Origin of the sequence: Nitrosomonas sp. (genome assembly GCF_040256045.1) — a bacterium.
Classification (GTDB): domain Bacteria; phylum Pseudomonadota; class Gammaproteobacteria; order Burkholderiales; family Nitrosomonadaceae; genus Nitrosomonas.
In genome coordinates this window covers 1-12,665 of record NZ_JBDZWD010000056.1, presented here as the reverse complement: position 1 = coordinate 12,665, position 12,665 = coordinate 1, and the positions used below count along the sequence as shown (strand labels likewise).

General features: G+C 49.4%; 14 protein-coding genes. 6 read left to right on the top strand and 8 right to left on the bottom strand.

The window, feature by feature from the left end; translation table 11 throughout:
- On the top strand, nucleotides 1–534 hold a 534-nt coding region (locus ABUL11_RS09715; protein WP_350283657.1), incomplete at its 5' end, for a glycosyltransferase.
- Nucleotides 535–578: 44 nt separating this feature from the next.
- Nucleotides 579–1,721 (top strand): glycosyltransferase family 4 protein, encoded by a 1,143-nt coding sequence (locus ABUL11_RS09710; RefSeq protein WP_350283656.1) that lies wholly within the window; start codon nucleotides 579–581, stop codon nucleotides 1,719–1,721.
- A 106-nt stretch (nucleotides 1,722–1,827) separates the two neighbouring features.
- On the opposite strand, the gene ABUL11_RS09705 is transcribed toward ABUL11_RS09710, so the two are convergent.
- The 6 genes from ABUL11_RS09705 to hslV all read right to left on the bottom strand — a co-directional run bounded on the left by ABUL11_RS09705 (nucleotide 1,828) and on the right by hslV (nucleotide 9,155).
- Entirely contained in the window at nucleotides 1,828–2,544 is a 717-nt protein-coding gene (locus tag ABUL11_RS09705; RefSeq protein ID WP_350283655.1) for a PEP-CTERM sorting domain-containing protein, read from the bottom strand.
- Between the two features lie 358 nt (nucleotides 2,545–2,902).
- Complete coding sequence (gene glgA / locus ABUL11_RS09700) at nucleotides 2,903–4,393, bottom strand: glycogen synthase GlgA (RefSeq protein ID WP_350283654.1); 1,491 nt, start codon at nucleotides 4,391–4,393, stop codon at nucleotides 2,903–2,905.
- A gap of 23 nt (nucleotides 4,394–4,416) precedes the next feature.
- On the bottom strand, nucleotides 4,417–6,051 hold the full coding sequence (pgi, locus tag ABUL11_RS09695; protein WP_350283653.1) for a glucose-6-phosphate isomerase: 1,635 nt from the start codon (nucleotides 6,049–6,051) through the stop codon (nucleotides 4,417–4,419).
- Between the two features lie 29 nt (nucleotides 6,052–6,080).
- The gene (locus tag ABUL11_RS09690) at nucleotides 6,081–7,259 is read right to left on the bottom strand and encodes an acetyl-CoA C-acyltransferase family protein (protein ID WP_350283652.1); all 1,179 of its coding nucleotides are present in this window, start codon (nucleotides 7,257–7,259) and stop codon (nucleotides 6,081–6,083) included.
- Nucleotides 7,260–7,269: 10 nt separating this feature from the next.
- Nucleotides 7,270–8,601 (bottom strand): ATP-dependent protease ATPase subunit HslU, encoded by a 1,332-nt coding sequence (hslU, locus tag ABUL11_RS09685; RefSeq protein ID WP_350283651.1) that lies wholly within the window; start codon nucleotides 8,599–8,601, stop codon nucleotides 7,270–7,272.
- A 32-nt stretch (nucleotides 8,602–8,633) separates the two neighbouring features.
- On the bottom strand, nucleotides 8,634–9,155 hold the full coding sequence (hslV, locus tag ABUL11_RS09680) for an ATP-dependent protease subunit HslV (protein WP_350283650.1): 522 nt from the start codon (nucleotides 9,153–9,155) through the stop codon (nucleotides 8,634–8,636).
- A gap of 148 nt (nucleotides 9,156–9,303) precedes the next feature.
- Here hslV and ABUL11_RS09675 point away from each other — a divergent pair, with 148 nt between their 5' ends.
- The 4 genes from ABUL11_RS09675 (at nucleotide 9,304) to ABUL11_RS09660 (ending at nucleotide 11,499) form a co-directional block, all read left to right on the top strand.
- Nucleotides 9,304–9,720: a VOC family protein gene (locus tag ABUL11_RS09675; RefSeq protein ID WP_350283649.1), complete on the top strand. Its 417-nt coding sequence runs from the start codon at nucleotides 9,304–9,306 to the stop codon at nucleotides 9,718–9,720.
- Nucleotides 9,701–10,243, top strand: coding sequence for a GNAT family N-acetyltransferase (locus tag ABUL11_RS09670; protein ID WP_350283648.1), 543 nt, complete (start codon nucleotides 9,701–9,703; stop codon nucleotides 10,241–10,243). The genes ABUL11_RS09675 and ABUL11_RS09670 overlap by 20 nt, the downstream gene beginning before the upstream one ends.
- A 217-nt stretch (nucleotides 10,244–10,460) precedes the next feature.
- Nucleotides 10,461–11,063, top strand: coding sequence for a class I SAM-dependent methyltransferase (locus ABUL11_RS09665; protein ID WP_350283647.1), 603 nt, complete (start codon nucleotides 10,461–10,463; stop codon nucleotides 11,061–11,063).
- A 22-nt stretch (nucleotides 11,064–11,085) separates the two neighbouring features.
- Nucleotides 11,086–11,499 (top strand): GNAT family N-acetyltransferase, encoded by a 414-nt coding sequence (locus tag ABUL11_RS09660; RefSeq protein ID WP_350283646.1) that lies wholly within the window; start codon nucleotides 11,086–11,088, stop codon nucleotides 11,497–11,499.
- A 181-nt stretch (nucleotides 11,500–11,680) separates the two neighbouring features.
- Here the strand turns inward: ABUL11_RS09660 and rpoZ are convergent, their stop codons facing one another.
- Complete coding sequence (gene rpoZ / locus ABUL11_RS09655) at nucleotides 11,681–11,884, bottom strand: DNA-directed RNA polymerase subunit omega (protein ID WP_011112746.1); 204 nt, start codon at nucleotides 11,882–11,884, stop codon at nucleotides 11,681–11,683.
- 45 nt (nucleotides 11,885–11,929) lie between these two features.
- A complete protein-coding gene (gene gmk, locus ABUL11_RS09650; RefSeq protein WP_350283645.1) occupies nucleotides 11,930–12,535 on the bottom strand; it encodes a guanylate kinase in 606 nt (201 codons plus the stop codon).
- Between the last annotated feature and the right edge of the window lie 130 nt (nucleotides 12,536–12,665).

The following is a 12,665-nucleotide window of genomic DNA, read 5'->3' as shown; positions in this document are numbered from 1 at the left end:
GGTATGGTAGGACGGTTTGATCCACTCAAGGATCACGAGAATTTGCTGAATGCATTGGCAATTATCAAAAGCAATGGTGTGGATTTTTGCTGTGTGCTGGCTGGTCGTGGCCTGGATCAGAATAATACGCAGTTGATGGTATGGCTGGCAGAACACAATCTGACCAGTGAAGTGAGATTGCTGGGGCAGCGCACAGATATACCCGATGTGATGAATGCTCTGGATGTGCATGTGCTATCCAGCTCCAGTGAAGCATTTCCTAATGTAGTAGCTGAAGCCATGGCCTGCGGGACACCGGTAGTAACGACGAATGTAGGTGATGCTGCTCTGATTGTTGGTGAGATGGGCTGGGTGGTGCCACCAAAAGATCCGAAAGCACTTGCTGATGCTTTGTTGCAGTCACGTTCGGCTATGTTCGACAGATCAGCCTGGCAGGCACGCTGTACTGCTGTACGGCAGCGAGTGGAAACTCATTTCAGCCTGGAGCGTATGATCGAGAATTATCATCTTGCATGGAATCTGGTTACAGAATAAGAATTTTATGAATTTTAGATAAATTATGAAAAGATGTGAGCAGAGTGGATAATAAAATTGTTATTGCACTCAATGCAGCATGGAATCTGGTAAATTTTCGTGCGGGTCTGATTCGCGCTCTCGTTGCTGCAGGTTACGAAGTGGTGGCGGTTGCACCACCGGATAGTTATGCACCTCATTTGGCAAAATTGGGTTGTCGTTACATACCTCTGCTCATGGATAACAAAGGAACTCATCCGGGGCGGGATTTATTGCTTTTCTGGCGTTTCTTGCAGCTGATGCGTAAGGAAAAACCATCTATCTACCTGGGTTATACGGTCAAACCGAATATTTACGGTTCACTGGCTGCACATTTGTCGGGTGTTCCAGTAATCAATAATATCGCTGGTCTGGGGACGGTATTTATCCAGGAAGGCTGGCTGACTCGATTGGTGCGAGGGTTATACCGTCTGGCCTTGTCACGTTCGGTAAAGGTATTTTTCCAGAATAACGAAGACAGGGGACTGTTTGTTTCAGGGAAACTGGTATCGGATACCATTACTGGCCGCTTGCCGGGTTCGGGTATTGATCTCGGTCGTTTTATACCTGTACCTTTGCCCGGTAAAATCCCTTTACGTTTTCTACTGATTGCGCGCATGTTGTGGGATAAGGGGGTGGGCGAATTTGTCGAAGCAGCGCGTATTCTGAAAAAACAGGGAGTGGATGCCGAATTTTGCCTGCTGGGTTTTCTGGACGTACAAAACCTGACGGCTATTTCACGTCAGCAGATGGATGAATGGGTGGAAGAGGGAATCATTCGCTATCTGGGCGTGAGTGATAACGTGGCGGAGGAAATTGCATCGGCTGACTGCATTGTCTTGCCCTCCTATCGAGAAGGTATTCCCCGTACTCTGCTGGAAGCAGCAGCGATGGCGCGCCCGATTGTGACAACAGACTCGGTTGGATGCCGTGATGTTGTTGATGACGGAGTTAATGGCTATTTATGCAAGCCACGAGATGCCGTTGATCTTGCCGACAAAATCTCCAAAGTAGTTGCACTATTGCACTCTGAACGTACGGCCATGGGGTTGCGCGGCAGAGAAAAGATGGAGCGAGAATTTGATGAGCGAATCGTAATTGATAAATATCTGGGAGCGATTGAGGCAATACTGAACTGTCCGGAATCGTTACCATCAGGGCAATCCTGATTTGTGTTCAGGTACTGAAAGCTAGATGGCTCTTCAGGCTGAATTACTCTGCACTGAAAAGCCACTACGATAAATTTCTTTTTGCTTATGTTTATTCAGCCTATATTCAGCTAGGCTGAGGTGTAGAGGTTTTGCGCTTTTGTGCTGCTCCCATTCCTAAAATCCCCAAACCGATCAGTGCGATCATGGCAGGCTCCGGGACTGAAATTGCGTCAAGTCTTATGTTCATTATGAAATCGACTGGGTTGTTTGGAAGTTGTTGGCCCAGTAAAGCAAGTGAAAGTCCATTTAGATCATCTGTAGACCAGGCTTCGAATGAGCCGGTAGCATTAGTTGGTGTCGATTCAGGATCAAGCATGTAATTCCAGAAAACTGTGAATGGTCCCATTGCAGGTGCTGGTGGCATAGCCGGGATAGTCGCTGTAAATGAGCCGGATGGGCTGTTAAATACGGATAATACAAAATCCCTGGCTGTTCCCCACAAAGGGTGAGATGTCAGATCAGCTAGCGTGGCAAATGTTTTTGATCGAGTGTCATCAAACGAAATGGCTGGATTACCAAGAGCTTCTGCATGTAGGGAAACAGAGGCCTGATAGGCATAGGTCGCCGGATTACTGATCCCGGAAAGGGTATTGTTGAATGTAAATGACCCGGTGGCATATTCTTTGGCCCCAGCAGCACCTATTGAGCCATCGCTTATGTTACAGCCTGTCGCACCGCTGGCACCATAGGAAAAACAACCACCGGTTATGTCCAGTACCATCGAGCCAGCTATACCAGCATGAGCAGAACTCATCGACAGGCCTAGAATGATTCCAGCCATGATAGTGCCATATTTGATTCCCGATTTAAGGTTCATATTTTGTAACTTCCTTAGGAGTGAGTTAATTGATGATGCTGATAAAAAACTGCAAACAGTCTTTTATCACGTTGAAGAAATTAAGAATATGATATATGACTGTTCTTTATATCATAGAATGAGTCTGATTAATATACTGTTTTTTCAGATACCTGGCTGGTTTATCTGGTTGCAGTGCATGCTGAATGAATCTGAATTTCGGTAGGCTATTGAAAAAATTACTGTAGTGGCTGTCTGGAGCGTTGGGAGGCGCTCATTCCCTCGTGGGGGAGCATCATTAAAAGAAGTATGTTGTAGAAAGTGTCCCAAGGACCTAAAGCATTTACTGTTGCGTCAACAGCGAATAAATGGACAGATATGCCAAGGCACTGGCCCGCCAGCTGAAATCTTTACGCATGCCATTGCGCTGCAGAGTTCTCCATAGTTTGACGTCATAATAGGTATCAACTGCCCGTTTGATTTCGTTCATGAATGCATCTGCGTTCATTTTGCGAAAATGAAATCCGCTTGCGAGTTCGTCGAGCAGAGTATCAGGAGCCAGATTGGCCACCGTATCGATCAGGCCGCCGGTTGCATGGACGATGGGTGGGGTGCCGTAGCGCTGGCTGTACATCTGGTTCAACCCGCACGGTTCAAAGCGGGAAGGCATCAGGAAGCAATCTGCACTGGCATTGATCCGGTGCGAGAGGGCTTCGTCGTAGTCGATGCGGACGGCAATTCTGGCGGGGTTGGTTTGTGCAAGCGTAACGAGCTGTTTCTCTAACGATTGATCTCCTTTTCCCAGTAACACTAGTTGAGCAGGAAGATCGACCAGTATGGGTGCGGCCTGCAGCAGAATATCGTAGCCTTTTTGGTAACTGAGACGGCTGATTCCGGCAAACAGCGGAATCTCCTCATTTTCTTCCAGCCCCATTTCTCGTTGTAGAGCAAGCTTATTAGTTTTTTTTGCTGCCAGGTTGCGACTTGAATATTTTTTTACGATGTGCGGATCGGTTGCCGGGTTCCAGACGGTGGTATCGATACCATTAATGATCCCGGTGATAGTATTGCTGCGTTCAGCCAGTAATCCCTGTAAACCGAATCCCAGTGGTTCATGCTGAATTTCTTGGGCGTAAGTGGGGCTGACCGTGGTAATCCGGGTCGCATAATAGATTCCCGCTTTGAGGAACGACATATCACCGTAGTATTCGACGCCATGCACGTTGAAGCTTTCGGGTGGCAATCCCAGCCTGGTGACCTCAGCGGGTGAGAAGCAACCCTGAAAAGCAAGGTTGTGCAGTGTCATCAGGCTGGCTGCCTTCTTTCCAGGGTGGTAGTGGAGATAAGCAGGGGTGAGCCCGCTTTGCCAGTCGTTGCAGTGGACAATATCCGGTACCCAGGAAAGCGGGCTGACGTCACTGGCAAGGAGTGCACCCATTTTTGACAGCAGGCCGAAGCGTCGGGCGTTATCTGGCCAGTCCTGCCCGTTATCATCCAGATAGATGCTGCTTCCTGACCGCTGATAGAGTTCCGGGCAATGGATTACATATACAGGCACACTGATAGATTCATTGATCTGTAATCGGGAAGAGAACAGGGTGGTTGGAGGGAAGTGCGGCAAGAGATCGAATTCTGCCAGCTTGCGTTTGTATTTGAGCCCGGATAGTACTGACGGGTAACCGGGTACGAGTAAGCGTATATCTACCTTCAATTCACGCAGTGCGGTAGGTAATGCGGCACTGACATCACCTAATCCTCCGGTTTTGCATAATGGAAATACTTCGGAAGTGACAAACAACACTCGTGAGTTTTTGCGGGAAGAAGATAAAGACATGGCTTTCAGATTGATCCCATTTTTTATTGCTGTGCTCTGTAAAAATTGATCAGGCCATTGGTGGATGCATCGTGTCCGGTTACCGGTCTATCCAGGGCCAGTTCAGCCAGAATCTTGCCGGCCAGCTGTTTGCCGAGCTCTACTCCCCACTGGTCGAACGGATTGATTTCCCAGATGACACTTTGTACAAACACTTTATGTTCATACAGTACGATCAGCATGCCCAGCGTTGTCGGATCAAGTTTTTTGAATAGGATTGAGGTTGTGGCATGGTTACCCGGAAAAACACGGTGAGGAAGTAAATATTCTATAAGATCAGCAGATAAATTCTGTTTTGTCAGCTCAGATCGAACTTCCTGCTCGGTTTTTCCGCGCATAAGTGCCTCGGTTTGTGCAAAAAAATTGGCCAGTAGCATGGGATGATGGTCGGATAACGGGTGATGGCAGCGGCACGGCGCCAGAAAATCAGCAGTGAAGTTTTGTGTGCCCTGATGCAGCAGTTGATAAAAGGCATGCTGACCATTGGTACCGGGCTCACCCCAGATAACCACGCCCGTACTGTAATCGACAGCTTCTCCGTTCCGGGTGACACGTTTGCCATTACTCTCCATTTCCAGTTGCTGCAGATAAGCCGGAAAACGGTGCATGGATTGATCGTAGGGCAGAATGGCCTGGCTGGTGATGTGAAAGAAATTGATCTGCCAGATACCGATCAAACCCAACATGACCGGCAGATTCTGCTCGAAGGGAGTAGTCAGAAAATGATCATCCATTTTCTGCGCACCAGCCAGCAGTGAACGGAAATTTTCCATTCCCACTGCCAGCGCAATCGGCAGACCGATGGCTGACCATAACGAATAGCGCCCGCCTACCCAATCCCAGAATTCAAACATATTGTCCGGATCGATCCCGAACTGGCTGACTGCCTCGCGGTTAGTAGAAACGGCGACAAAGTGTGCTGCGATATCCTGTTTACTGCCTCCTCCTGCCAGAAACCATTTTCGGGCTGAGTGGGCATTGGTCAGGGTTTCCTGAGTAGTAAACGTTTTGGATGCGATGATGAACAGAGTGGTAGCAGGGTTGAGGTACTGCAACGTATCAGAAAGATGAGCGCCATCGAGATTGGAGACGAAATGAACCCGAAGCTGCGGTAAGTGGTAAGGTCTGAGTGCTTCAGTCACCATTACCGGTCCCAGATCAGAGCCTCCTATTCCGATATTGACGACATCGGTGATCGGCAGACCGGAGTAACCCCGGTGTGACTGGCTGTGTATTTTCTGGACGAACCGTTCAATTTGCTGCAATACCCGCCTGACCTCCTGTGTAACATCCGCGCCATCCATGAAAACTGGTGAATTGGCACGCAAGGCAATGTGCAGTGCCGCTCGGTTCTCGGTGAAATTGATTTTTTCACCGTTAGCCATGCGTCTGAGCCAGTCCGCCAGCTTTTGCTGTTCCGCCAGTGCCAGCAGGAGACGAATAGTGGTTGCATCGACGGGTTGCTTGCTGTAGTCAAGCAGCAGATCTTTGAATTGCAGCGAGAATTTGTCGAATCGTTGCGGATCTTTGTTAAACAGTGTGCGCAAAGGGCGGTTGGCGATTTTTGTCTGATGTGCGCTCAGAGCCAGCCAGGCAGAGGATCGGGTCAGTGTGGACATATCTGTTCTCCATAGGATAGGCAGTCGAATCAGAGTTTCTCAAAAATTGCGGCGATCCCCTGTCCGCCACCGATGCACAGGGTGACCAGTGCGTAGCGGCCATTTATGCGTCGTAGCTCATAAATAGCTTTGATTGCCAGTATACAACCGGATGCACCAATTGGATGCCCCAGTGCCACAGCCCCCCCGTTTGGATTGACTTTATTCGGGTCGAAATCCAGTTCCCGGGCTACCGCACATGCCTGCACAGCAAACGCCTCGTTAGATTCGATGACATCTATGTCAGCCAGACTGAGTCCGGCGCGATTCAGCGCCTGTCTGACTGCGGGCACGGGGCCGATCCCCATGTAGCGCGGGTCTACTCCGGCGTGGCCGTAAGCGACCAGACGGGCCACCGGCTGATGGTGATTTCGTTCGGCAGCGCGTTCCTCCATGAGCACCAGCGCGGCAGCGCCATCATTGATGCCGGATGCATTACCGGCCGTGACTGTGCCATCTTCCCGGAAAACAGGGCGTAGTTTACCCAGTGTTTCCATACTGATATTGTCGCGCGGGTGCTGGTCCGTATCGAATATCATTACATCTTTGCGGGTAGAAATTTCAACCGGTACGATTTGCTCGTGGAAATAACCGTTATGAATAGCGTGAATGGCACGGCGATGACTTTCCAGTGCGAATTGATCCTGTTGCTCGCGGGTAATATCCCATTTTTCAGCGATATTTTCTGCGGTGATTCCCATGTGTACCTGGTCAAACGGGTCGGTCAGAGCTCCCACCATCATGTCGATTGCGGTACTGTCTTGCATACGTTGTCCCCAGCGCAGCGCGGGGAGCAGGTATCCTCCCCGGCTCATCGACTCGGCTCCAGCAGCGATAGCCACTTCTGTATCCCCCAGTTGAACTGCCTGAGCAGCGGAGATGATGGCCTGCAATCCACTGCCGCAAACACGATTTAGAGTCAGTGCCGCCACACTCTGCGGTAAGCCAGCATCCAGCGCCGCTACGCGCGCCAGATACATATCTTGCGCTTCAGTGGGGATGACATGCCCAGCGACGAGGTGTCCGATTTTGTCAGGATCGGCGCTGGCGCGGGTGATTGCTTCCCTGACTGTTATGGTTGCCAGTGTGGCAGGTGCCAGATCCTTCAGTGCGCCACCGTAATCACCGATCGCGGTTCTTGCCCCACTGAGAACGACGACATTTCTCATTAAGATGTGATTACAGCACGTAGCGGGCCAGATCTTCACTTTGTGAAAGCTTGCCAAGACGTTCATCGACATACGCGGCGTCGATGACATGTGTGCTTTCACTGTGACGGGTGGCGTTGAATGAAATATCTTCCAGCAATTTTTCCATCACGGTGTGCAGCCTTCTGGCACCAATGTTCTCGGTTCTTTCATTGACCGAGAAAGCAATTTCGGCCAGTCGCCCGATGGCATCTTCTGAAAAATTCAGTTCGATACCCTCGGTTTTCAGTAACGCCTGATATTGACGGATGAGACAGGCATCGGTGTTGGTGAGTATCTGTTTGAAATCCTCGGCACTGAGATTTTCCAACTCCACTCGAATTGGAAAGCGACCCTGCAGTTCGGGAATCAGATCTGACGGTTTGGCCAGGTGAAAAGCCCCGCTGGCGATGAAGAGAATGTGATCGGTGCGAATCATGCCGTATTTTGTGGAAATAGTTGTTCCTTCCACTAGTGGCAGCAAATCTCGCTGAACACCCTGGCGTGAAACATCGGAGCCAGAGACTTCCGAACGGCTGGTTATTTTGTCGATTTCATCGAGAAACACGATGCCATTTTGTTCGACATTCTGTACCGCACCCAGCTTCAATTCTTCATCGTTGACCAGGCGGGCAGCTTCTTCTTCGGTCAGCAGCTTTCTGGCTTCCCGGATACGCAGCTTGCGCATTTTTCTTTTGCCAGCACCCATGTTCTGGAACATACCTTGAATCTGAGAAGTCAGCTCTTCCATTCCCGGCGGGGCGAAAATTTCCATGCTGGTTTGTGCCATGGTGACTTCGATTTCGATTTCTTTGTCGTCCAGTTCACCTTCACGTAATTTTTTGCGGAATTTCTGACGTGTTGCGTTATTTTCTTCGCTGGAGCTGGCTTCAAAGCCCAGGTCGCGGACAGGTGGTAGCAATGCATCGAGTATTCGTTCTTCTGCACGATCTTCAGCCAGTGGCTGGTTCTTTCGGATTTCGCGCTCACGTGCCTGCTTGATGGCCGATTCCACTAGATCACGGATAATGGAATCGACATCTCGTCCGACATAGCCCACTTCGGTAAATTTGGTCGCCTCGATTTTGATGAAGGGCGCATCGGCCAGTCTGGCCAGTCGCCTGGCAATTTCAGTCTTGCCCACGCCGGTCGGACCGATCATCAGAATATTCTTTGGGGTGATTTCATGGCGCAGGGGTTCATCCACTTGCTGCCGGCGCCAGCGGTTTCTCAGTGCGATTGCGACAGCACGTTTGGCTGTGTCCTGTCCGATGATGTGTTTGTCCAGTTCGTGAACAATTTCCTGCGGAGTCATATGCGACATGATGGGATTTCCTGATATGGAATGATTTCTGTTTAGTCGAGCTGTTCGATGACATGCACCTGATTGGTATAGATGCAGATATCCCCGGCGATCGTGAGTGCTTTGGTAACGATCTCCTTTGGGTTCAGATCGGTATTTTCCAGTAGGGCACGTGCCGCCGCCTGAGCGTAGGCGCCTCCGCTGCCGATGGCTGCAATTCCCTGTTCCGGCTCAATTACGTCTCCTGCACCTGTGATGATCAGGGTGGCTTCATGATCGGCTACCACCAGCATTGCTTCCAGACGGCGCAGGATACGGTCGGTGCGCCAGTCCTTGGCAAGTTCGACTGCGGATCGCATGAGATGTCCCTGATGTTTTTCCAATTTGGCTTCGAAGCGCTCAAACAGTGTGAAGGCATCTGCCGTACCGCCCGCAAATCCGGCTAGCACTTTGTCGTGATAAAGTCTGCGTACTTTGCGTGCACTGGCCTTGGCGACGACAGCGCCGAGTGTTACCTGGCCATCACCACCCAATGCTACCCGTTGTCCGCGTCGGACTGATACTATCGTGGTCATATTTTGTGTTTACAACGAAAACCCTGATTATAGCGCCGTTTTGCAATGGGATTCAGCTGGCGGATTGACTGAGTCAATCTTACTGTTGTTAGTGGGATATCGAACACCATCAGAATTTGTGCACAATACAGGCTTCTAGGAGAATTCAGTGATCAACCTTCACGCAAGTGATCTTCGTCCCTTTATTCCATCTCAGGATTTTGCGTTATCCAAGGATTTTTACTTGGCATTGGGCTGTGAATTGGAATGGTCAGATGACAATCTGGCATTGCTCAACCTTGCAGGATCGAGGTTCTACCTGCAGCGCTACTATATAAAAGAGTGGGCTGAGAACAGCATGCTTCACATATCCGTACAGGACGCGGCTAATTGTTTTGCTGATATCACGAAGCTCATAGAATCTGGCCATTTTCCTTCTGCCCGTGTGGCTCCGCCGAAACAGGAATCTTATGGTGCATTGGTCACTTATGTCTGGGATCCATCGGGTGTTCTGCTACATCTGGCTCAATGGGATGGAATTAATCATTCGTTTAGACTGACGCTCAATGATAATTGCATTACCTGATGAAATAAGAACGACGCGCCTTATCTTGCGCCAGCCTCATCCGGATGATGCTGCAGCTATTTTTTGTGCTTATACGCAAGACTTGGAAGTTGCTCATTATATGGTTTGGCAGCCTCACCAATCTATCAGCGAAACAGAGGGCTTCGTCTCATACTGTTGTCAGGCGTGGGTCAGTGGGGAAGCTCGACCATACATTCTTACTTTGCAGGGTGGGTCAGATATTCCGATCGGAATGCTGGAAGCGCGTATCCATTCGCATATAGTAGATATTGGCTACGTTCTTGCGCGTAAAAATTGGGGTATTGGCCTCATGCCAGAAGCTGTTGCAACATTCACCGAATTGTCACTGGCTCAGCCAGCCTGCTTCCGAGTTCAGGCTACCTGTGACATAGAAAATAATGCATCAGCGCGTACTTTGGAAAAGGCAGGTTTCATTCGTGAGGCCGTGCTGCAGCGGTACACCGTGCATCCCAACATCAGTCCAGCTCCCAGGCCATGTTTTATGTATGCACGCTGTAAGTAGACATGACCCTAATCTTTCCAGCCGTCAATATTCTCACCATGATGATGTTCGTGGTATGTACATGCACGCGCCAAATACGCGCCTTTGTGAAGGAATATGAAAAACACATACTCCAGCGGATTGCTGACAGAGACGGTAAGTCACCCGCATAACATTTATCCCGGAGAATGATTCTGATGGATAGTCGTCTGACCCAATTGCCAGGTTTCTTATTTTGATGAATCGTAATTCATATAACAAAATTGCGCATTTATGGAATGTCGCTCGTAGCGGGTTCTTTGGACGCGAGCGCGAATATCTCGATGCGATTCTTTCGGTTGCGCCAACAGGCTCGACGATTCTGGATCTGGGGTGTGGCACCGGCTGTCCGATGGCTGAATATATCGTTTCCCAAGGGCGTTGTGTTCTCGGAGTGGATCAGTCAGAGGAGATGCTGCGGCTTGCCCGGCAGAAGCTTCCGCACGAGCAATGGGTTCTGTCTTCAATAGAGTCGTATGAGCCAGTAGAAGGGTATCACGGCGCTCTGCTCTGGGATTCGCTTTTCCATATTCGGCGTACAGAACATGAACTCATCGTAAGTAAGGTGGTACGCGGACTTTCGTCAGGAGGCAGGTTTATGTTGACTGTTGGTGGATCTGCTCACCCGGAATTTATAGATTTCATGTATGGAGAGGAGTTTTATTATGATTCCAATACACCACAGGAAACAGAGGTGTTCCTCCATCGATTATCTTGTCGCATGATAATTGGCGAATATATGAATTTGCCGGATGGAGGGAGAGATAAAGGTCGATACGCAATTGTCGCAGAAAAAATCTGATAGATTCACACGGGGAATTGATATGTCCAGTTTCGAAATGTTTTCTGATAAAAATATTGCAGCCGGGGAGCTTGCAAACCTAATGGTCTCTGCAGGCTGGGGTACGGAAGGGGATTATGATGCTACAGCTATTGAAAAGTCGCTGTCAGCCTATCCGATTATTGCCTATTGCCGGGATTCTGACGGACTGCTTGTCGGATATATCAGTGCGTTCACAGATGGTGCATTTTCAACCTTTGTTGGAGAGCTTGTCGTTCGGCCGACCTATCAACGTCGGGGAATAGGCTCTGCTTTGTTAGCTACGGTGGTTGAGAGGTGTCGCGGTGTGCCGGTGTATGCCACCTCATTTCAGGGCACAGAGGAGTTCTTTCTTGACAGAGGTTTTCGTATACCCGAGCGGCCGATGTCGGTAGTATCGATGCGCAACGCGACATAAATCTGTTGTTATATTGAGCTAATACAAGAAGCTGTGCGGCTTCGATTGCAAATTACGATGCAAGAAACATTTGTAAACGGATGTAGAAAACTGAAAAAACCGGTTTTACCGGTTTGGGTATGATGGCTGGAATGGTGATGCGGGTAGAGTGATACCCGCATCAGGATGGAGTATTGTCTGGTCAGCGGAGCGTATTGAGTATTTCTTCGCCGTATTTTTTTTGTGCCAGTTCACGCAAGGCAATGACGATCGGTTTATCGCGCTCGGAATCGATCATCGGTGTGGAACCGACTGAGACCTGCCTCGCCCGCACAGTGGCTGCCAGTGTCATGTCGAAACGATTTGGGATTACTTCCAGACAATCTTCTACCGTAATACGTGCCATACAGGGTAACTCCAGTAAGAATTTGTAATAAAAATCTGTAAAAAATCAGGAGAGTTCAGCAATCAGGGAACGCTGCCTGACGAGCTGACGTATCGTTTTCAATCGCTCAGCCTGAACGATGCAGGTAACATCTCGTGCTGCTGCTTCCAAGTCGTGATTGACCACCACATAATCAAATCTGTTCACATGGCTGACTTCACTGTGGGCAGCAGCCAACCGGCGTTCGATGACTTTGTTTTCATCCTGACCGCGTTGTTCCAGACGTTGTTTCAATGCTTCCATGGAGGGAGGCAGAATAAATATGGAAGTTGCTTGCGGATAGAGCGTGCGTACCTGCTGTGCGCCTTGACAGTCTATTTCCAGCAAAACATCCTGCTCTGCTGCCATGGTTTCTTCTATCCATTTACGTGATGTGCCATAGAGATTGCCGTGCACCTCGGCGCTTTCCAGAAACTCACCTCGTGTCTGCATATCCTTGAACGTTACATGATCAACGAAAAAATAATCATGACCATTTTTTTCATCTCGCCTGGGCGGACGCGTGGTATAGGAAATCGAGAGAGTCAGATTGATATCCGTCTGCAGCAGAGTACGGACCACACTGGTTTTACCGGCACCGGAAGGTGCACTGATTACGAACAGACAACTCATAATGTTTCATTCTATTGAAATCGTGGCGTATTTTAACAGGGAAATATCGGAAAACGCCCCGAATTATCGTAGATGACTAGGGTCTGTTGACATTTCGCTCTAAGTTCTTGCACTAGAAAAGAAAACTCGT